This is a genomic window from Aeromonas sp. 1805 (genome assembly GCF_013085525.1).
Classification (GTDB): Bacteria; Pseudomonadota; Gammaproteobacteria; order Enterobacterales; family Aeromonadaceae; genus Aeromonas; species Aeromonas hydrophila.
In genome coordinates this window covers 2,790,819-2,811,158 of record NZ_CP038515.1, presented here as the reverse complement: position 1 = coordinate 2,811,158, position 20,340 = coordinate 2,790,819, and the positions used below count along the sequence as shown (strand labels likewise).

General features: G+C 60.5%; 19 protein-coding genes. 4 read left to right on the top strand and 15 right to left on the bottom strand.

Going from position 1 to position 20,340, the window contains the following annotated elements; translation table 11 throughout:
- Window positions 1-4: 4 nt before the first annotated feature.
- The 15 genes from rnhB to rpsB form a co-directional block, all read right to left on the bottom strand.
- Window positions 5-595, bottom strand: a complete 591-nt coding sequence (gene rnhB, locus E5E96_RS13310) for a ribonuclease HII (RefSeq protein ID WP_039212964.1) — start codon at window positions 593-595, stop codon at window positions 5-7.
- Window positions 596-670: 75 nt separating this feature from the next.
- Window positions 671-1,810 (bottom strand): lipid-A-disaccharide synthase, encoded by a 1,140-nt coding sequence (gene lpxB, locus E5E96_RS13305; protein WP_011705104.1) that lies wholly within the window; start codon window positions 1,808-1,810, stop codon window positions 671-673.
- Window positions 1,803-2,594, bottom strand: a complete 792-nt coding sequence (lpxA, locus tag E5E96_RS13300) for an acyl-ACP--UDP-N-acetylglucosamine O-acyltransferase (protein WP_011705103.1) — start codon at window positions 2,592-2,594, stop codon at window positions 1,803-1,805. Before lpxA ends, lpxB begins: the two co-directional genes overlap by 8 nt.
- A 5-nt stretch (window positions 2,595-2,599) precedes the next feature.
- Window positions 2,600-3,061, bottom strand: a complete 462-nt coding sequence (fabZ, locus tag E5E96_RS13295) for a 3-hydroxyacyl-ACP dehydratase FabZ (RefSeq protein WP_010634777.1) — start codon at window positions 3,059-3,061, stop codon at window positions 2,600-2,602.
- A gap of 24 nt (window positions 3,062-3,085) precedes the next feature.
- Window positions 3,086-4,105: a UDP-3-O-(3-hydroxymyristoyl)glucosamine N-acyltransferase gene (gene lpxD / locus E5E96_RS13290; protein WP_171282355.1), complete on the bottom strand. Its 1,020-nt coding sequence runs from the start codon at window positions 4,103-4,105 to the stop codon at window positions 3,086-3,088.
- 3 nt (window positions 4,106-4,108) lie between these two features.
- A complete protein-coding gene (locus E5E96_RS13285; protein WP_011705101.1) occupies window positions 4,109-4,621 on the bottom strand; it encodes an OmpH family outer membrane protein in 513 nt (170 codons plus the stop codon).
- A gap of 148 nt (window positions 4,622-4,769) precedes the next feature.
- On the bottom strand, window positions 4,770-7,193 hold the full coding sequence (gene bamA, locus E5E96_RS13280; protein WP_171282354.1) for an outer membrane protein assembly factor BamA: 2,424 nt from the start codon (window positions 7,191-7,193) through the stop codon (window positions 4,770-4,772).
- Window positions 7,194-7,227: 34 nt separating this feature from the next.
- Entirely contained in the window at window positions 7,228-8,580 is a 1,353-nt protein-coding gene (rseP, locus tag E5E96_RS13275) for a sigma E protease regulator RseP (RefSeq protein WP_044799422.1), read from the bottom strand.
- 82 nt (window positions 8,581-8,662) lie between these two features.
- Window positions 8,663-9,856 carry a 1-deoxy-D-xylulose-5-phosphate reductoisomerase gene (gene ispC / locus E5E96_RS13270; RefSeq protein WP_171282353.1) on the bottom strand — a complete coding sequence of 398 codons (1,194 nt, stop codon included), beginning with the start codon at window positions 9,854-9,856 and terminating at the stop codon, window positions 8,663-8,665.
- A 63-nt stretch (window positions 9,857-9,919) separates the two neighbouring features.
- Complete coding sequence (locus E5E96_RS13265) at window positions 9,920-10,777, bottom strand: phosphatidate cytidylyltransferase (protein ID WP_005303453.1); 858 nt, start codon at window positions 10,775-10,777, stop codon at window positions 9,920-9,922.
- A 26-nt stretch (window positions 10,778-10,803) separates the two neighbouring features.
- The gene (gene uppS / locus E5E96_RS13260) at window positions 10,804-11,580 is read right to left on the bottom strand and encodes a polyprenyl diphosphate synthase (RefSeq protein WP_017408605.1); all 777 of its coding nucleotides are present in this window, start codon (window positions 11,578-11,580) and stop codon (window positions 10,804-10,806) included.
- 72 nt (window positions 11,581-11,652) lie between these two features.
- A complete protein-coding gene (gene frr, locus E5E96_RS13255; protein ID WP_011705096.1) occupies window positions 11,653-12,210 on the bottom strand; it encodes a ribosome recycling factor in 558 nt (185 codons plus the stop codon).
- Between the two features lie 94 nt (window positions 12,211-12,304).
- Window positions 12,305-13,039 carry a UMP kinase gene (pyrH, locus tag E5E96_RS13250; protein ID WP_011705095.1) on the bottom strand — a complete coding sequence of 245 codons (735 nt, stop codon included), beginning with the start codon at window positions 13,037-13,039 and terminating at the stop codon, window positions 12,305-12,307.
- A gap of 71 nt (window positions 13,040-13,110) precedes the next feature.
- The gene (gene tsf / locus E5E96_RS13245) at window positions 13,111-13,992 is read right to left on the bottom strand and encodes a translation elongation factor Ts (protein ID WP_016349867.1); all 882 of its coding nucleotides are present in this window, start codon (window positions 13,990-13,992) and stop codon (window positions 13,111-13,113) included.
- Between the two features lie 104 nt (window positions 13,993-14,096).
- Window positions 14,097-14,825 carry a 30S ribosomal protein S2 gene (gene rpsB / locus E5E96_RS13240; protein WP_005303470.1) on the bottom strand — a complete coding sequence of 243 codons (729 nt, stop codon included), beginning with the start codon at window positions 14,823-14,825 and terminating at the stop codon, window positions 14,097-14,099.
- Between the two features lie 359 nt (window positions 14,826-15,184).
- Between rpsB and map the strand changes: the two genes are divergently transcribed.
- The 4 genes from map to E5E96_RS13220 all read left to right on the top strand — a co-directional run bounded on the left by map (window position 15,185) and on the right by E5E96_RS13220 (window position 20,230).
- On the top strand, window positions 15,185-15,973 hold the full coding sequence (gene map / locus E5E96_RS13235; RefSeq protein WP_011705093.1) for a type I methionyl aminopeptidase: 789 nt from the start codon (window positions 15,185-15,187) through the stop codon (window positions 15,971-15,973).
- A 97-nt stretch (window positions 15,974-16,070) separates the two neighbouring features.
- Window positions 16,071-18,725 carry a bifunctional uridylyltransferase/uridylyl-removing protein GlnD gene (glnD, locus tag E5E96_RS13230; RefSeq protein WP_171282352.1) on the top strand — a complete coding sequence of 885 codons (2,655 nt, stop codon included), beginning with the start codon at window positions 16,071-16,073 and terminating at the stop codon, window positions 18,723-18,725.
- Between the two features lie 165 nt (window positions 18,726-18,890).
- Complete coding sequence (dapD, locus tag E5E96_RS13225) at window positions 18,891-19,718, top strand: 2,3,4,5-tetrahydropyridine-2,6-dicarboxylate N-succinyltransferase (RefSeq protein WP_005303473.1); 828 nt, start codon at window positions 18,891-18,893, stop codon at window positions 19,716-19,718.
- 128 nt (window positions 19,719-19,846) lie between these two features.
- Entirely contained in the window at window positions 19,847-20,230 is a 384-nt protein-coding gene (locus E5E96_RS13220) for a DUF3461 family protein (protein WP_011705091.1), read from the top strand.
- Window positions 20,231-20,340: the final 110 nt, after the last annotated feature.

Here is a 20,340-nt window from a genome sequence, read left to right as displayed (position 1 = left end):
TGGTCTATTCGATCCCCAGTGCGCGACGCACCGGTTTGAAACTTTTGCGATATTCGGGCAGCGGGCCGCGCTCGGCCAGGATGGCGAGGTGCTCCGCGGTCGGATAGCCCTTGTGACGGGCAAAACCGTACTCGGGATGACGGCTGTCCAGCTCGGTCATCTCCGCATCGCGAGTCACCTTGGCCAGAATGGAGGCGGCGCTGATGGCGGCTACCAGGCTGTCGCCCTTGACCACGGCGCGGGCCTCCATCGGCAAACTTGGGCAACGGTTGCCGTCGATGAAGACCAGCTCGGGCGCGATGGAGAGCCCCGCCACGGCGCGCTGCATCGCCAGCATGGTGGCGTGCAGGATGTTGAGCTCGTCGATCTCCGCCGGGCTGGCACGGCCGACGGACCAGGCCAGCGCCTTCTGTTTGATCTCGTCAAACAGGGCGAGCCGCTTCTTCTCGGAGAGCTTCTTGGAGTCGTTCAGCCCGATGATGGGATTGGCCGGGTCAAGTATCACCGCGGCGGTCACCACGTCCCCCACCAGCGGGCCACGGCCCACTTCGTCCACACCGGCAACCAGCCTGTCGTCAGGAATATCGATCATCATCTTGTAGCCTTGAATCAAAACAGGCCCCGCAGGGCCTGGCGTCACGTTGGCGCAGCCCCTGCGGCCGCCCGGAAGTTATCTGCCGAGCAGCTCGGCCACCGCTTCGGCCGCCTGCTGATCCGCGTTGCAGCGGATGAGCTGATGGAGCTCGGTGAAGGTATTCACCAGCGCGCTGTTGTCGTGCTCGAAGAACTTGCTCACCTCGACCACCAGATTCTCCGGGGTGCATTCGTGCTGGATGAGCTCGGGCACCAGCATGCGGCCGGCCAGCAGGTTGGGCAGGGAGACGAATTCGGTCTTCACCAGCCGCTGGGCCAACCAGTAGCTGAACGGCTTGAGCTTGTAACCCACCACCATCGGCTTTTTCACCAGCATGGCTTCAAGCGCCGCGGTGCCGGAGGCCAGCATCACCACGTCGGCGGCGATCATCGCCTCACGGCCCTGCCCTTCCAGCAGCACCATGTCGAGATCCGGCGCCAGCTCGGCCTTGATGGCCAGGAACTGCTCGCGCCGCTTCTGGTTGACCAGCGGCACGATGAAACCGAGATCCGGATAGCGTACCGTCAGGTGCTTGCAGGCCTCGAGAAACAGGGGCGACATAAAGCCCACCTCGGCACTGCGACTGCCCGGCAGCACCGCCAGCCAGCGCCGGTTGGCGTCGATGCCGAGGGTTCTGCGTACCGCGGCCTGATCCGGCACCAACGGAATGTCGTCCGCCATGGTGTGGCCGACGAAGCGGCAAGGGGCATCGAAGCGGTCGTAGAAGGCTTTCTCGAACGGCAGGAAGGCGAGCACCATGTCGGTGGCGGCCTTGATCTTGTGAATGCGGTTCTGGCGCCAGGCCCACACCGAGGGGCTGACGTAGTGAACCGTCTTGATACCAGCGCGGCGCAGTTTGAGCTCCACCCCGATATTGAAATCCGGTGCATCCACCCCGATGAAGATGTCGGGCGGATTGGCGATGAAGTGACGCAGCAGTTCGCGGCGGACCTTGAGAATGCGCGGCAGACGGCCCAGCACCTCGGTGATCCCCATGACGGAAAGCTCTTCCATCTCGAACAGCGCCTTCACGCCGAGGGCCTGCATGCGCGGCCCGGCGATCCCTTCGAACTGGGCGTCCGGGTAGCGGGCCTGCAGCTCGCGCACCAGGCCGGCAGCCAGAATGTCGCCGGAAACCTCTCCGGCGACGATACCGATGCGAACGGGATCAGGCACGGATGATCCCGCGCTCGTTGTCTTTGAGGAAATCCACGTAGAGCTGGATTGCCGGCTCGGCTTGCGCCATCTCAGTCAGCACCGGCAGTACCTCTTCGATGGTCTTGCCGGAGCGGAAGATCTCCTTGTAGGCGCGCTTGACGGCGGAGATGGCCTCAGGCGTATAACCGCGACGACGCAACCCCTCGGAGTTGACCCCGAACGGCTTGGCGTAGTTGCCAGCGGCCATCACGTAGGGCGGCACGTCCTTGTTGAGGGCGGCGCAGCCACCGACGAAGGCGTGGGAGCCGACTCGGCCGAACTGGTGGATCGCGGAGAGACCGCCAAAGATCACGAAATCGCCGATCACCACGTGGCCCGCCAGGGTCGCGTTGTTGGCGAAGATGCAGTTGTCACCGATGATGCAGTCGTGGGCAACGTGGACGTTGACCATGAACAGGTTGCCGCTGCCGATCCTGGTCAGGGACTGATCCTGGATGGTGCCGCGGTGCACGGTGCAGTTCTCGCGAAAGACGTTGTTGTCGCCGATCTCGAGGAAGGTGCGCTCGCCGGCGTACTTTTTGTCCTGGCAATCCTCACCGATGGAGGTGTGCTGGAAGATCTTGTTGCCGCGACCAATCTTGGTCGGGCCCTTGATCACCACATGGGAGCTGACCCAGGTGTTGTCGCCGATTTCCACCTCGGCACCGATGACAGAAAAGGGGCCGATTTCAACCCCTTTACCGATGACGGCAGACTCATGGACGACGGCAGTATCGTGAATGATGGCAGTCTGGTCGATCACGTGTGTTAAACCTCGCGTTTGGCGCACATCAGCTCGGCGGTACAGACCACTTCACCGTTGACCGTGGCCACACCGGTGAACTTGGCGATACCGCGACGCTCTTTCAGGAATTCCACGTCAAGCACCAGCTGATCGCCGGGGCCCACCGGACGCTTGAAACGAGCGTTGTCGATTGAGGCAAAGTAATAGAGTTCATTGGGAGACGGCTTGCCCACCATGGTAAACGCCAGGATACCGGTGGCCTGTGCCATGGCTTCCAGGATCAGCACGCCGGGGAACACCGGCTTGGCCGGGAAGTGGCCCTGAAAGATCGGCTCGTTGAACGAGACGTTCTTGATGGCACGCAAGGTCTTGCGCTCATCGCTGATCTCGTAGTTTTCCACCTTGTCCACCATCAGGAACGGATAACGGTGGGGCAGCAGATCCATTATTTCCTGGATACCCAGGCTCTTCTTTTCAGTAGTCAAAACAGTACCCTATACCAATCGTGATTATTCTTGGTCCAGCTTCTTCTCAAGCTTGCTCAACCGCTTGTGCATCTCTTCGATACGCATCACCCGGGCGGCGGTCTTGCGCCACTCTTTATTGGTTTGCAGGGGGATGCCGGAAGAGTAGACACCGGGCTCGGTAATGGGTCGCATCACCATGGCCATGCCGGTAACGGTGGCCTGGTCGCAGATCTCCATGTGCCCGTTAAAGACGGAGGCGCCGCCAATGATACAGTATTTGCCAACCTTGAGACTACCTGCCATCACGGTGGAGCCCGCCACGGCGGTGCCGTAGCCGATCTCGACGTTGTGGGCGATCTGGCACTGGTTGTCGATGATGACGTTGTCAGCGATGCGGGTATCTTCCAGCGCGCCGCGGTCGATGGTGGTGCAGGCACCGATCTCGACCCGGTTGCCGATGGTCACGCCGCCGAGCTGGGGGATCTTGATCCACTCGCCGCGCTCGTTGGCATAACCGAAACCGTCTGCCCCGATCACGGTGCCGGCCTGTACCAGACAGTCCGTGCCCAGGGTCACTTTGTGATACAGGGTGACGTTGGCCCACAACCGGGAGCGAGCTCCCAGTCGGGTATTCTTGCCAACGAAACAGCCCGGACCGATGCGCACATCATCCCCCAGCACCACGCCGGATTCGATCACCGCATTGGCCCCGATGGCCACTCTCTCGCCCAGTTGCACGTCCGCCGCGATGACGGCGCTCGGATGGATATCCGTGGCCGGCTGCGGGGTGGTGTCCAGCAGTTGGGCAACCCGGGCAAAGCCCACATAGGGGTCTTTGAGCACCAGGGCATTGGTGGGACAAAATGGCAGATCCGCTTCTGTGATGAGCACGGCGGTCGCCTTGCTCTGCTCCAGATAATGCCGGTACTTTTTATTGGACAGGAAGGTGATATCCCCCTCCCCGGCCTTTTCCAGTGTCGCTACCTTGCGGATTTCCAGGGTTCCGTCGCCATGGACCTGGGCCCCCAGTTGCTGGGCCAGCTGTGCGAGAGTGAATGCCATCAATTAGTTGCTCTTGCTTACCTGAGAAATAACCTGGGCAGAGATGTCCAGCTTGCTGGCGGCGTACGGGGCGGCGTTGCGCTCCAGCACCAGATCGTAACCATTGCTCTTGGCGATGGAATCGATGGCAGCCTGCACCTTGGTCAGGATCTTGTTGCGCTCTTCGGACTGACGGCGACCGTTGTCCTGTTCAAACGCCTGACGCTTCTGGTTGAACTCCATCTGCAGCTTGGCCAGCTTCTCCTGGTTCTGCTTCTTCTGCTCGGCGCTCATGAAGGCTTCGTCCTTCTTGAACTTCTCGACCAGTTTCTGACCGTCGGATTCCAGCTTCTGCAGCTCACGCATGCGCGGCTCGAATTCGCCTTTCAGCTTCTTGGAGACTGCTTCACGCTGGGGCAGCTTTTGGAATACTTCGCCCATGTCGACCACGGCGATCTTGGTCTCGGCCAAGGCGGAGCCCATGCCGGCAGCCATCAGTGCAAAACTCAAACCAGCTACTTTCAACGCTTTATTCACACTTACTCCTTGTTCCCTCATGTGAGGGCTACCTGATTTACCTGATTATGCAAGTGGTACCCGGACCGACTTGTTACCTGGTGAGGCACGCAAGCTGCGCGTCCCATCATTGAATACCCCCACCGCTGGGTGGGGGCAGGGTCCGTCCTTAGAAGGTACGGCCGATGTTGAATGAGAAGAACTCGGTCCGGTCGCCCTCGTACTGCTTGAGCGGACGGGCAATCGCGAACACCAGCGGGCCCATCGGGGAGAGCCACTGCAGCGACAGACCGGCCGAGGCGCGGTAGTTGGTCGGATCCGAATAGTCGGCCAGATAGTTGCAGCCGCTGAAGCAACGGTTGCGGTACTGGTCATAGTCGAAGGTGGTATCCCATACGGAACCGGCATCGATGAAGAAGCTGGTCCGCAGTTGCGGCTGATAGGTCTCGGACGCAAACGGCGTCGGCACTATCATCTCGAGGGAGGCGACCGCCAGGGCGTTGCCGCCCACCGAGCTGTCGGTGCCCTGGATGACGTCGTTGCCGCTCAGGTTGTAGTAGTAGAGCGCCTTCGGACCCACGGTATTGCTCTTGAAGCCGCGCAGGGTGTCGAAACCACCGGCGAAGTAGTTCTCGAAGAACGGCAATACATGGTCATAGCTGCCGTTGCTGCCGTAGCCGTTGCCGTAGGAGGCTCGCGCCTTGGTCATCAGCACCCACTTGTGATCCGCATCGAACGGGAAGTAGTGCGCGTCTTCGGCGTTGAGCTTGAAGTACTGCAGATCCATGCCCGGCACGGTCACCTTGGCGTTGACCCGCTGACGGTCACCGGCGGTCGGGAACTGGCCCTTGTTGAGGGTGGAACGGGTCCAGCCGGCGGTGACGTCGACGGTGTTGAACACCATGCGGTTGTCGCCATCCTTGTTCTCGCTGTACACCTTCCAGAACTCATCCACCTGCAGATAGGGGTTGGGCTGGGACAGTTTGTTGTTTTCGACCCCGAGGCTGAAGTCGAGACGGTTGTTCTCGTTGACCGGGAAACCACTGGAGAGGCGGAAGCCGATGGTGGTGTTCTCGTAGTCCACGATGTTGGCGTCGGCCGCACTGAACTGGTTGTAGTAGAGACGACCGCCGAGGCTGACCCCGTCCACGGTGAAGTAGGGATCGTTGTAGCTGAGGTCGACGCTCTTGGAGTACTTGTTGGTACTGGCGGAGATGCCGATCTTCTTGCCGGTCCCCATGAAGTTGTCCTGCTGCAGGCCCGCCTGCAGACTCAGGCCAGATTCGGTACCGTAGCCCACGCCGGCGTTGATGGAACCGGCCGGCTGCTCCTTGACCTTGAAGTCCAGATCGACCTGGTCATCGCTGCCCGGCACCCGTTTGGTGTCCACTTCGGCGGTTTCGAAGAAGCCGAGGCGGTTGAGACGGGTCTTGGACTGCTCGACGCTGTCGGAAGAGAGCCAGGTGCCCTCCATCTGACGCATCTCGCGGCGCAGCACTTCGTCCTTGGTGGTGACGTTGCCGGTGAAGTTGATGTTGCGCACGTAAACGCGGGGGCCCGGCTCGATGTTGACGATGAGCTCCACTTCCTTGGTCTGGTCGTTGACCTGCGGGAAGGTGACCACTTTCGGGTAGGCGTAGCCGTAACGACCGAGGAACTTGGAGAGCACCTCTTCGGTGTGAGTCACCTGGCTGGCGGAGTAGATGCTGCCGGTCTCGATGGGGATGAGCCCCTTCATCTCGCCGCCGCGATCGATCAGATCGCCCTTGAGCTGGATGCCGGACACCTTGTATTGATCCCCTTCCTTGACGTTGAGGGTGACGTAGACCCCCTTCTTGTCCGGGGTCATGGAGACCTGGGTCGACTCCTGGGTAAAGCGGATGTAGCCGCGGTCCATGTAGTAGGAGCGCAGGGTTTCGATGTCGCCGGCCAGCTTCTGCTTCTGGTAGCGCTGGTCACCGGTGAAGTTCCACCAGGGCACGTCGTCCTTGAGGGAGAGCTGGGCCAGCAGCTTCTCTTCCGGGAACACGTTGTTGCCGACGATGTTGATCTGCTGGATCTTGGCCGCTTCCCCTTCCACGAAGGTGAACTTGAGGTCGACCCGGTTGCGCGGCAGCGGGGTGACGATGGCCTTGACCTTGGCGGAGTACTTGCCCACGCCGTAGTAGAAATCTTCCAGCCCCTTCTCGAGGGAGCTCAGCACGGTGCGATCCAGCGGATCACCCACCCGGATGCCGGAGGACTCCAGGCTCTGGGTCAGCTGCTCTTCCTTGATATCCTTGTTGCCGGAGAACTCGATGCTGGAGATGGTCGGCCGCTCTTTGACCGCCACTTGCAGCACCTGGCCGTCGCGGTAGACCTTGACGTCCTCGAAGTTGCCGGAGGCATAGAGCTTCTTGATGGCGTTGGCCAGCGTCACGGAATCGACGGAATCGCCCACCCGGATCGGCAGGTTCAGCAGGGCGGCCCCCAGGGTCACCCGCTGCAGACCTTCAACCTGAATATCTTGCACCACAAAAGAGGCAGGGGCCGCCTGGGCCAGGAAACTGGCACCCAGCAGGCAACTCAACACCAATGCTTTTTTAACAGCCATTTTGTTCTTATGTGTCCTTGTTGATGCTCTGGCCTCAGAGGCGAGCGAAATCATTAAACAGCGCAATACCCATCAGTAACATCAGAATGGCGGCGCCAATCCGGAAACCCACTTCCTGAATTTTTTCTGATACCGGCTTGCCGGTGACCGCCTCGATGAGGAAGTAGACCAGATGGCCACCGTCCAGCACCGGCAGGGGGAACAGGTTGATGATCCCCAGGTTGACGCTGATCAGCGCCAGAAAGCCGAGAAAGTAGACCAGACCGTAGTCGGCACTGCTGCCCGCGCCCTTGGCAATGGAGATGGGGCCGCTCAGGTTGTCCAGCGAGACGATGCCACCGATCAGCTTGCCGATCATGTCGAAGGTCAGGGTGGTCAGGCTCCAGGTCTTCTGGGCACCCTGCCACAGGGCTTGCAAAGGCCCATACTGTAACAGAATCCGATACTCATCCGGTAATGGAACCAGTTGCGGCGACAGGCCGACAAAACCGACCAGCTGGCCCCGCACCTTCTTGGCATCCGGCGTCAGGGTCAGGGTCAGCTCGCTGCCCGCCCGCTCGACGGTCACCTCAAGCGGCTGCTGGGGCGACTGCTGCACCTGGTGGACAAACTGGGCCCACTCGGTGATCTCCTGCTCCCCTACCCGCTTGATGCGATCGCCCGCCTGAACGCCGGCCTTCTCGCTGGCGCTCGCGGCCACCACCGCATCGACCACCGGCAGCACCTTGCCACCGAGCGGCACTATGCCCAGGCTGCCGATGGGAGACTCCTTGTCGGGGTCAAACTTCCAGCCGGCCAGCTGCAGGGTCTTGTCCACCGCGTAGCTGGTGTTGGCCGCCTTGAGCTTGAGCTGGACCGAGTCATCGCCAAGGTGGCTGATGAGGGCATAGGTCACGCTCTCCCAGTCACCGGTCTCCTCGCCGCCGACGCCGACGATCTCCATGCCGGGTTCCACCCCGGCCGCCGCCACGATGGAGGCGGGACGCACCTCGCCCACCACGGGTTTGACGGCGGGCACGCCGATCATGAACATCAGCCAGAGGGCGAACAGGGCAAACACGAAGTTGGCCATGGGGCCGGCAGCGACGATGGCCATCCGCGCCCAGACGCTCTTGTGATTGAAAGCGAACTGCTCGTCACCGGGTTTGAGCTCGTCCACCCGGCCGTCCAGCATCTTGACGTAACCGCCGAGGGGGATCAGGGCCAGCACGTACTCGGTGCCATCCTTGCCCAGCCGACGCCAGATGGCCTTGCCGAAACCGATGGAGAAACGTTCGACCTTGACGCCGCAGCGACGGGCCACCCAGAAGTGGCCGAATTCATGTACCGCAACCAGCAGCCCGAGGGCGACGATAAAGGCACCGATGTTCCACAACACACCGCCCATCAGCCCATCACCTCGCTTTCATGCATGGTCCTGTCTCCGACAATCAGGGTGAAGGCAGCACAATGCCACGAAACAGCTCTCATCAGCTAAGCTCCTCAATCAAATTGTGAGCACGGGCACGGGCCGCCCCATCCAGCGCAATCAAATCGTCCAGCGAACCGGCCGCCGTACCGCCCAGGGCGAGCATGGTGGCCTCATTGACTCTGGCAATATCCATAAAACCGATCCGCTCTGCAAGGAAAGCCGCCACGGCCTCCTCGTTGGCGGCATTGAGGGCCGTGGTTGCGGCCTGCCCCTGCTGACAGGCATGCATGGCAAGCTGCAGGCAGGGATAGCGCTCATAGTCGGGACGGATAAAGCTGAACTCTCCGACACTGAAGAAATCCAAAGGTTCCACACCGGACTCGATTCGAGCCGGATAGGCCAGCGCGTGGGCGATGGGGGTACACATGTCCGGATTGCCGAGCTGGGCCAGCACGGAGCCATCCTTGTACTGCACCATGGAGTGAATCACCGACTGGGGATGGATCACCACCTGGATCTGCTCGGGCGCCGCGTTGAACAGCCAGCGCGCCTCGATATACTCCAGCCCCTTGTTGATCATGGTGGCGGAGTCGACCGAGATCTTGGCCCCCATGGACCAGTTGGGATGGGCGATGGCCTGAGCCGGGGTGACGCGGGCCAGCTCAGCGATGTCGGTATAACGGAACGGGCCGCCGGAGCCGGTCAGCAGGATCTTGCTGATGCCCGCTCCCGCCAGGTCACAAAAGCCGGGCTGGCGCTGGATGGCCTCGGGCAGGCACTGGAAAATGGCGTTGTGTTCGCTGTCGATGGGCAGCAGCTCGGCCCCGTGCTCGCGCACCGCCTCCATGAAGAAGGCGCCGGACATCACCAGGGCCTCCTTGTTGGCCAGCAGGATGCGCTTGCCGGCACGCACCGCCGCCATGGTGGGCGCAAGCCCGGCGGCGCCGACGATGGCGGCCATCACGCTGTGGGCATCGGGGTGAGCGGCCACTTCGCACAGGGCGGCCGGGCCAGCCATGACACGAGTCACGCTGCCGTGGGTCTTGAGTTGAGCGGCCAGCTCGCTGGCGGCGGCCTCGTCCACCATAACGGCGAAGCGGGGAGAGAATTCGAGGCAGTCGCGCAGCATGGCCTCCACGCTGCGAGCCGCGGTCAGCGCCAGCACCTGCCAGCGCCCAGGATTGTGCCGCAGTACCTTGAGCGTACTCTGACCGATGGAGCCGGAGGCTCCCAGAATCACCAGGTTATGCATCAAAACTCCCGCTGTATGACGAATGGATGGCGCCCGCCGCAGGCAGACGCATCAGGCTGAGCATCAAAACTCCTGGCTGAGCAGCAGATAGCTGAGCAGGAATACCGGCAGCGCGGCGGTCAGGCTGTCGATCCGATCGAGGATGCCACCGTGGCCGGGCAACAGGGTGCCTGAATCCTTGATGCCGGCTTCACGCTTGAACATGCTCTCGGTGAGATCGCCCAGTACCGATGCCAGCACCGCCAGCAAGGAGCAGAACAGCACGATGGCCATCTTGGCAGGCACGAAGCCCATGAACCAGGTCACCCCGACCGCCAGCAGGCTGGCGGTAAACAGGCCGCCACACATGCCTTCGATGGTTTTGCCGGGGCTCACGGCCGGCGCCAGCTTGTGTTTGCCGAACGCCTTGCCGAAAAAATACGCGCCAGAATCTGCCGCCCAGACCAGTCCCATCACGAACAGCAGGATCCAGGCCCCCATCATGGGGTCGTGATAGAAGTTGTAACCACGGATGGCCACCAGGGACCAGAAGAAGGGGACCAGGGTCACCAGGCCGAACAGGGACTTGAGCCAGATGGACTCCTTCCACAGCTTGGCGCTCTGGGGATAACGCAACACCAGCAGCAGCCCCAGCAACCACCAGCTGACGGCGGTCCAGAGCACGCCCATCACCAGCGGATGCAGATGAGGAGTCCACAGCTGCTCCACCGGCAGCCAGAACAGGCTGGCCCCGAGCAGCAGGCAGTACACCAGCGGCAGCCACTGCTGCGGCTTGGCAGAGACGAAGCCGCTCCACTCGCGGCTGGCCAACAGAAATACCAGGGATGCCAACAGGGCAAAGAATTTCAACGGCAGAAAAAACAGCGCCCCCAACACCAGGGGAACCAGTAGCAATGCGGTAATAATTCGTTGTTTTAGCAAAAGAAGCCTCTCTCTTGGGAGGGGGGTTAGCCGGTCTGTTGCTCGGCGATCAATTCCCGGATCTGTTCACCCGTGCAGCCGAAACGACGCTCACGGGCCACGAAGGAGGCAACGGCCTCGCTGAACTCGGCCTCGTTGAAATCAGGCCACAGCACCGGGGTAAAATAGAGCTCGGCATAGGCGAGCTGCCATAACACAAAATTGCTGATGCGATGATCGCCCCCGGTGCGGATCAGCAGATCCACCGGCGGCAGGTCGGCCATGCATACCTCGCGGCCAAGCATGGCTTCATCTATCTGGTCGGCAGCCAGTTCCCCGCTCGCCACGGCACGGGCCAGCTTGCGGGCCGCCTGGGCGATGTCCCACTGACCACCATAATTGGCGGCGATATTGAGGGTCAGCCCCTGATTGTTGGCGGTCAGCGCCTCCGCCTTGGCAATCTTGGCCTGCAGACGCTCGCTGAAACGGGCGGTATCGCCGATCACCTTGAGCCGGATGCCGTTGCTGTGCAGCTTCTGCACCTCACGGCCCAGCACCGTCATGAACAGCTCCATCAGGGCGCTGACCTCCCCTTCCGGGCGACGCCAGTTCTCGCTGGAAAACGCAAACAGGGTCAGCGCGTCTATCTTGGCCCGCGCAGCAAAGGTTACCGCCTCGCGAACAGACTTCACGCCTGCCTTGTGGCCATAGACCCGCATCTTGCCACGGTTCTGGGCCCAGCGTCCGTTGCCGTCCATGATGATGGCGACGTGACGAGGCAAGGACGAATTGGCGCAATCACCTACGGCTGCCAAAAGCGACATTCATTTCTCCCACAAAGACAAAAGCGCCGTGCAGGGGCACTACACGGCGCTCGTAATATACCTGTCAGAGGCTTAGATTTCCATTAGCTCCTTTTCCTTCAGGGCCAGTGCTTCGTCTACCAGCTTGATGAAGGAATCGGTCAGCTTCTGGATCTCTTCCTGAGCACGACGGTCGTCGTCTTCGGAGATCTCTTTGTCTTTGAGCAGCGCTTTCAGGTCGGCGTTGGCATCGCGACGGATGTTGCGCACGGCAACCCGGGCACCTTCCGCTTCGGCACGCACGATCTTGGTCAGGTCGCGACGACGCTCTTCGGTCAGCGGCGGCAGCGGCACGCGCAGGGTCTGGCCGTTGCTGGACGGGTTGAGGCCCAGATCGGAGGTCAGGATGGCCTTTTCCACCGCCTGGATCATGGAGCGGTCAAAGATGGAGATGGAGAGGGTGCGGGCATCTTCAGCCACCACGTTGGCCAACTGTTTCAGAGGAGTGGCCGCACCGTAATACTCCACCTGGATACCGTCGAGCAGGCTCGGGTGAGCACGGCCGGTACGGATCTTGGACATCTGGGTCTTGAGCGACTCTACGCTCTTGGCCATGCGGTCCTTGGCGTCGTTTTTAATCTCGTTGATCACAGTGGTTTTCCTTTTGGCGAACGAGCCGTCAACCGGCCCGTATCTATCTTATTGGCTGGCGTCATGGACAAACGAGCCGAAGCTCACGCTTGTCTCACTTGCTGACGTGATGGATCAGGGTACCTTCCGGCTCGCCCATGATCACCCGACGCAGCGCACCCGGCTTGTTCATGTTGAACACCCGGATCGGCAGATCGTGGTCGCGGGCCAGAGTAAAAGCAGCAAGATCCATTACTTTGAGTTCTTTTTCAAGAACTTCATCATAACTCAGTTCATGGCACAGCACGGCATCCGGGTTCTTGACCGGATCGTCGGTGAACACGCCATCGACCTTGGTAGCCTTGAGCACGACGTCAGCTTCGATCTCGATCCCGCGCAGACAGGCCGCAGAATCGGTAGTGAAGAAGGGGTTGCCGGTACCGGCGGAGAAGATCACCACCTTGCCGGCGCGCAGCTGGCTGATGGCTTCGGCCCAGACATAGGAGTCACAGATGCCTTGCAGGGAGATGGCAGACATCAGACGGGCATTCACATAAGCACGATGCAGGGCATCACGCATGGCCAGACCGTTCATCACGGTAGCCAGCATACCCATGTGGTCGCCCACCACGCGGTTCATGCCCGCCTTGGCAAGACCGGCACCACGGAACAGGTTGCCGCCACCGATGACCAGACCGACCTGAACACCCAGCTCAACCAGTTCTTTGATCTCTTGGGCCATCCGATCCAGCACCGCCGGATCAATGCCAAAACCCTCGGATCCTTGCAGGGCTTCACCACTCAACTTCAGAAGAACACGTCTGTATGCAGGCTTGGGATTGGTACTCATGTCACTGATTCCTGGTCATATAAAGACCGCGACATAAGTCGCGGTCTGGGGAAACGGAAAAACCGGTTCGATTAGGCCTTTTGAGCGGCCGCGATTTGGGCTGCAACTTCCGCAGCGAAATCGGTCTCTTGCTTCTCGATGCCTTCGCCCACTTCGAAACGGGTGAAGGAAACAACGTCAGCGCCTTCTTTCTTCAGCAGCTCGGCAACGGTCATGGAAGGATCTTTCACGAACGGTTGACCAGTCAGGGAAACCTCACCGGTGAACTTCTTCATGCGGCCTTCAACCATTTTCTCGGCGATCTCTTTCGGCTTGCCAGAGTTGATGGCGATGTCGATCTGGATTTCGCGCTCTTTGGCAACGACTTCGGCAGATACATCTTCCGGCTTGACGAATTGCGGGCTGTTGGCAGCAACGTGCATGGCCAGATCTTTGGCCAGCTCGTCGGAACCACCGGCCAGCTTGGTGATAACACCGATGCGGGAGCCGTGAACGTAGGTGCCCAGGTTGTCACCTTCAACCAGCATCACGCGACGCAGGTTCATGTTCTCACCGATCTTGGCGATCAGGTTGGTGATGGTCAGCTCAACGGACTCGCCGTTGCCGAAGTCGGCGGCTTTCAGCGCGTCAACGTCAGCGATCTTCTGGGTAGCGGCGATTTCAACGATTTTCTGACCCATGGCCAGGAAGCCGGCATCCTTGGAAACGAAGTCAGTCTCGCAGTTCAGCTCGATCATGACGGCAACGTTGCCTTCGGTACGGGCGAAGATCACACCTTCAGCGGCGATACGGCCAGCTTTCTTGGCGGCTTTGGCCTGACCGGATTTGCGCATGTTTTCGATAGCCAGTTCGATATCACCGTTGGCTTCTTCCAGTGCTTTTTTGCAATCCATCATGCCAGCGGCGGTGCGCTCGCGCAGTTCTTTTACCAGGGCGGCAGAAATGTTTGCCATGTCCAGTATCCTCGGTCTTGAATTGACAAGAAACAGGGGCCACAAGGGCCCCTGCTAACCAATTACATCAGCTTGGTTAATAAGGGCTTTGCAGTCCTTATCAATTACTCAGCTTCAACGAAGCCATCTTGTTCGGCTTGAACAACGATGTCCTGAGCGCGAGCTTCCAGTACGGTGTCAGCAGCAGCATTCAGGTACAGCTGAACGGCACGGATAGCGTCGTCGTTACCCGGGATGACATAGTCAACGCCGTCCGGGTTGGAGTTGGTATCAACGATGGAAACTACCGGGATACCCAGGTTGTTGGCTTCTTTGATAGCGATGTGCTCGTGGTCGGCATCGACAACGAACAGAACGTCAGGCAGGCCGCCCATGTTCTTGATACCACCCAGGCTCTTCTCCAGCTTTTCCATTTCGCGAGTACGCATCAGCGCCTCTTTCTTGGTCAGCTTGTCGAAGGTACCGTCTTGGCTCTGGGTTTCCAGATCTTTCAGGCGCTTGATGGACTGACGAACGGTTTTCCAGTTGGTCAGCATGCCGCCCAGCCAGCGGTGGTTAACATAGAACTGGTCGCAACGCTCAGCGGCTTCTTTTACGGCTTCAGACGCGGCACGCTTGGTACCTACGAACAGTACCTTGCCCTTCTTGGCAGCTACGGAGCTGATGAAGTTCATGGCATCGTCAAACATCGGAACGGTTTTTTCCAAGTTGATGATGTGAACCTTGCTGCGGGCACCGAAGATGTAGGATTTCATTTTCGGGTTCCAGTAACGAGTCTGGTGACCGAAGTGAACGCCGGCTTGCAGCATGTCGCGCATAGAAACTTTAGCCATTTTATACCTCTATTGGGGTTAGGCCTCCACACATCCCATATAACCGACCCGTTAAGGCACCCCGGCATATGTGTCGATGTGTGTGTGTTGTTTAAGTAAGGGTGATGGCATGAGGACACAAGTTCCCCATTCCGGCGCGCTTTATACCATAACTTTGGTCAGGACACCACCAGCCGAACCGCTAAAAATGGATCCCTGGGCAGCATGCTGAAGCGCCGATTTGACGCTGTGATGACAATCACACTGGAAGTAAACGGGGGTTGGGGATAAAATTTTGGCCTGATTGCAAACGCATCTATTTTTCATTACCTGATTGCCGGACATCGATAGATGCGCGATCAGGTCCCAAGAGAGATCCCATGTCCATTAAAATCAAGACACCGGAAGAGATTGAAAAGATGCGCGTTGCCGGCCAACTGGCCGCCGATGTGCTGGTCATGATCGCCCCCCACGTCAAGGCGGGCGTCACCACCGACGAACTGAACACCCTCTGCCACGACTACATCGTCGACGTGCAGCAGGCCATCCCTGCGCCGCTCAACTACCACGGCTTCCCCAAGTCCATCTGCACCTCGGTGAACGATGTGATCTGCCACGGCATCCCGAACCACAAGAAATTGCGGGAAGGGGACATCATCAACCTGGACATCACCGTCATCAAGGATGGCTACCACGGCGATACCTCGGCCATGTTCATCGTGGGTGAGACCACCCCGCTGCGCCGTCAGCTGTGCAAGGTCGCCCAGGAGAGCCTCTACGCCGCCATCAAGCAGGTGCGTCCGGGCATGTGCATCACCGAGATCGGCGCCGTGATCCAGCCCATCGTCGAGAAGGCCGGTTTCTCCGTGGTACGCGACTACTGTGGCCACGGCATCGGGGCCGAGTTCCATGAAGAGCCGCAGATCTTGCACTATCGCAACGGCGGCAAGCAGGAGCTCAAGCCGGGCATGTGCTTCACCATCGAGCCCATGGTCAACAGCAAGAAGTACCACTGCAAGGTCAATCCGAAGGACGGCTGGACCGTGACCACCAAGGATGGCGGCGACTCCGCCCAGTGGGAACACACCCTGCTGGTGACCGAGGATGGCTGCGAGGTGCTGACGCTGCGCCCGGATGACACTATCGACCGTCTCATCAAACACGGTTAACATCAAACCCCGGCCTCCCGCCGGGGTTTTGTTTTTATCAGCCGCGACCCCGTGCGAGAACAGCGCACAGGCGTGCGACAGTAGAGTGTGAGACGCCATGGATGCCAGCCTGCTTTCCCCCCACCTGTTACCCGACGCTCAGCTCACCCGCGAGAACTGCAAGGAGTACCTGAGCCGTTTTCTCGGCTGGCTGCACGCCCGCTTCGATGCCGGTGACAACATCATCGAACTGGTGGCCACCCGCTCCGAATACATGGACGAGTTGCTGACCCGGTTGTGGCAAAAGTTCGGCTTCGACAAGACGGCGCTCACCCTGATCGCGGTGGGTGGCTATGGCCGCGGCGAACTGCACCCCCACTCCGACATAGACCTGCTGATCCTCTATGAAGGGGACGAGCTGGACGAGGTGTTGGGGCTGCGCATCGGTGAGTTCATTACCCTGCTGTGGGATCTCAAGCTGGAGGTGGGCCAGGCGGTGCGCAACGTGGCCGAGTGCCTCGAGCAGGGACGCGGCGACATCACGGTCGCCACCAACCTCATCGAGGCACGCTACATCACCGGCCGCGAGGCGGGCTTCCAGCAGCTCAAGGAGGCCACCGGCCCCCAGCACTTCTGGCCGAGCGAGCAGTTCTTCAAGGCTAAACGCGAAGAGCAGGCCCAGCGCCACCAGCAGTTTCTCGGCACCGCCTACAAGCTGGAGCCGGACCTCAAGAGCAATCCCGGCGGCCTGCGCGACATCCAGACCCTGGCCTGGGTGGCTCGCCGCCACTTCGGCGCCACCACCCTGTTCGAGATGACCAGCCACGGCTTTCTCAACCGGGCCGAGTATCGCGAGCTGCTCGATTGCCAGAACTTTCTGTGGAAGGTGCGCTTCGCCCTGCACATGGCCATCAACAAGGGCGACAACCGGCTGCTATTCGATCGCCAGCGTACCGTGGCCCAGATGCTGGGCTTCGAGGGGGAAGGCAACGCCCCGGTAGAGCAGATGATGAAGCGCTTCTACCAGACGGTGCGGCGGGTCTCCGAGCTCAACGAGATGCTGCTGCAGCTGTTTGACGAGGCGATCCTCGGCAACACCGCCATGGACGTGCGCCGTCTCTCCGACGAGTTCCAGCTGCGCGGCCGCCTCATCGATGCGGTGGATTCCGAGCTGTTCGGCCGCGAGCCCGCCGCCATCCTGCGCCTCTTCAACCAGATTGCCCAGCACCCGGAGATTGCCGGCATCCACTCCGCCACCCTGCGCCAGCTGCGCGAGGCGCGCCGCAAGCTCAACTGCTGGCTACAGGACTTGCCCGACTGCCGCCGCCTGTTCATGGCGCTGCTGCGCCACCCCAACGGCATCGGTCAGCCGCTCACCCTGATGCACAAGTACGGCATCCTGGCGGCCTACCTGCCGCAGTGGAACCTCATCGTCGGCCAGATGCAGTTCGACATGTTCCATGCCTACACGGTGGATGAGCACACCCACCGGCTGCTCAAGAACATCCATCAGTTTCCCAACCCGGCCAGCCGTCAGACCCATCCGCTCTGCCACGAGGTGTTCACCCGGCTGCGCAAACCCGAGCTGCTCAGCATCGCCGCCCTGTTCCACGACATCGCCAAGGGGCGGCGTGGCGACCACTCAGAGCTCGGCGCCGTCGATGCGCTGGAATTCTGCCAGCTGCACGGTCTGGATCGCTACGAGAGCCGGCTGGTCGCCTGGCTGGTGCGCCATCACCTGCTGATGTCGGTCACCGCCCAGCGCCGCGACATCTATGACCCTGAGGTGGTCACCGATTTTGCCCAGAAGGTGCGCGACGAGCAGCACCTCGACCTGCTGTATTGCCTGACCGTGGCCGATATCTGCGCCACCAACGACACCCTCTGGAACGACTGGAAAGGCACCCTGCTGCGCGAGCTCTACTTCGCCACCCAGAAAGCGCTGCGCCAGGGGCTGGAAAACCCGCCCGACATGCGCCTCAAGATCCGCGAAAACCAGCGCCAGGCCAAGCAGAACCTGGCCCAGCGCGACGTGCCGGAGGAGGCCATCAACCAGCTCTGGAGCGACTTCAAGGCCGACTACTTCCTGCGCCACACGCCGGAGCAGATCGCCTGGCACTGCCGCAAGATCATCGAACACGGCGACAACCCGGCGCCGCTGGTGATCATCGGCAAGCACCCGACCCGCGGCGGCAGCGAGGTGTTCATCTATTGTCGTGACACCCCGAATCTGTTTGCCACTGTGGCCTCGGCGCTGGATCAGAAAAACCTCAACATCCACGACGCCCAGATCATGAATTCGCGCAGCGACTACGTGCTTGATACCTTCGTAGTGCTCGAACCCAACGGCGAGCCCATCAGCCCCAACCGCACCGCCACCATCAAGAAGGCGCTGGAGAAGGCGCTGCAGGAGCCGGGCAAGCTGGTGCTGCGCAGCAAGCCCCTGTCACGGCGCCACCGCCAGTTCAGCGTGCCGACCCGGGTGGTCTTCCTGCCCCACAAAGGGGAGACCCGCCACACCCTGCTGGAGCTGACCGCGCTCGATACCCCGGGGCTGCTGGCCCGCATTGGCGCCGTGTTCCAGCAGTGCGGCCTGTCGCTCCATGCCGCCAAGATCACCACCATCGGCGAGCGGGTGGAGGACTTTTTCAGCCTCACCACCCTGGCCGGCGAGCCGTTGACCCAGACCGAGCAGCAGGCGCTGGAGGAGCGGCTGGTCAACCAGCTCAACCCGCAAGAGTCGGCCGATGATGAGGGCAGGCCGGGCCTGTGAAGGCTTCACAAGACGCCGAGCCCCCCCTGATTTATCAAGCAGAACAAATGGTTGGACTACGCCAGCACAATAAATCAGCGTTCCCGTGAAGAAATCGGCCCGAGCCCTTAAAAACAATTGGAAAAGTGTGATACAACAAACGGAATTTTTTAAAGGAAACCTGTCATGACCGAGTTGCAACAGATCATCGAAGCGGCCTTCGAGCGCCGTGATTCCATCACACCCGGCTCCGTCGATGCCGCCACCAAGGCCGCCATCCTGCAAGCCATCGACCTGCTGGACTCCGGCAAGGCTCGCGTTGCCGAGAAGATTGCCGGCGAGTGGGTGGTACACCAGTGGTTGAAGAAGGCGGTACTGCTCTACTTCCGCATCAATGACAACGGCATCATCAAGGGTGACGACGCCCAGTACTACGACAAGGTTCCCCTCAAGTTTTCCGACTACAGCGCCGAGCAGTTCAAAGCTGCCGGTGTGCGCGTGGTGCCGCCGGCCACCGCCCGCAAAGGCTCCTTCATCGCCCCCAATACCGTGCTGATGCCCTCCTACGTCAACATCGGCGCCTTCGTCGATGAAGGCACCATGGTCGACACCTGGGCCACCGTGGGCTCCTGCGCCCAGATCGGCAAGAACGTGCACCTCTCCGGCGGCGTCGGCATCGGCGGCGTACTGGAGCCGCTGCAGGCCAATCCGACCATCATCGAAGACAACTGCTTCATCGGTGCCCGTTCCGAAGTGGTGGAAGGGGTAATCGTGGAAGAGGGCTCCGTCATCTCCATGGGCGTCTTTATCGGCCAGTCCACCCGCATCTATGACCGTGAAACCGGCGAGATCCACTACGGCCGCGTCCCGGCCGGTTCGGTGGTCGTCTCAGGCTCCCTGCCCTCCAAGTGCGGCAAATACAGCCTGTACGCCGCCGTCATCGTCAAGAAGGTGGATGCCAAGACCCGTGCCAAGGTCGGCATCAACGCCCTGCTGCGCTCCATCGACGAGTGAGCAGTTTTGCAGTGATTTAAAAGGGCGCCTGATGGCGCCCTTTTGATTTTGGCACCCCTGTCACAGGCAAGCCACACCGACTCGGTTAAGATAGATTGGTCAGGATCGTTTCAAACCGAGGAAGCCCGATGTACGAGAATCTGAAGAGCCTGGGGATCCAGGAACCCACCTCAGTGGACAGCTATACCCTGCGCCAGGAAGCCAATCACGACATCCTCAAGATCTATTTCAAGAAACAGAAGGGCGAGTTCTTCGCCAAGAGCGTCAAGTTCAAGTATCCCCGCCAGCGCAAGACCATGCTGGTCGACTCGGGCACCCACGAGTACAAGGATGTCACCGAGATCAACGCCAATCTCAAGTACGTGGTGGATGAGCTCGACAACCTGACTCAGGGCGTGCACGTGCAGGCCGACCCGGACATCAAGCAGAAGATCTTGCGCGACCTGCGCCACCTGGAAAAAGTGGTGCAGAACAAGATCAGCGAAATCGAGCGGGATCTGGAAAAGCTCTAAACCGGTCTGATGCAGCAAAGGCGCCTATGGGCGCCTTTTTCTTTGAGCTGAACACCGATGACAACATTGATACCCCGCCGGTCGAAACATGCACCACCGCATCCGGCTGC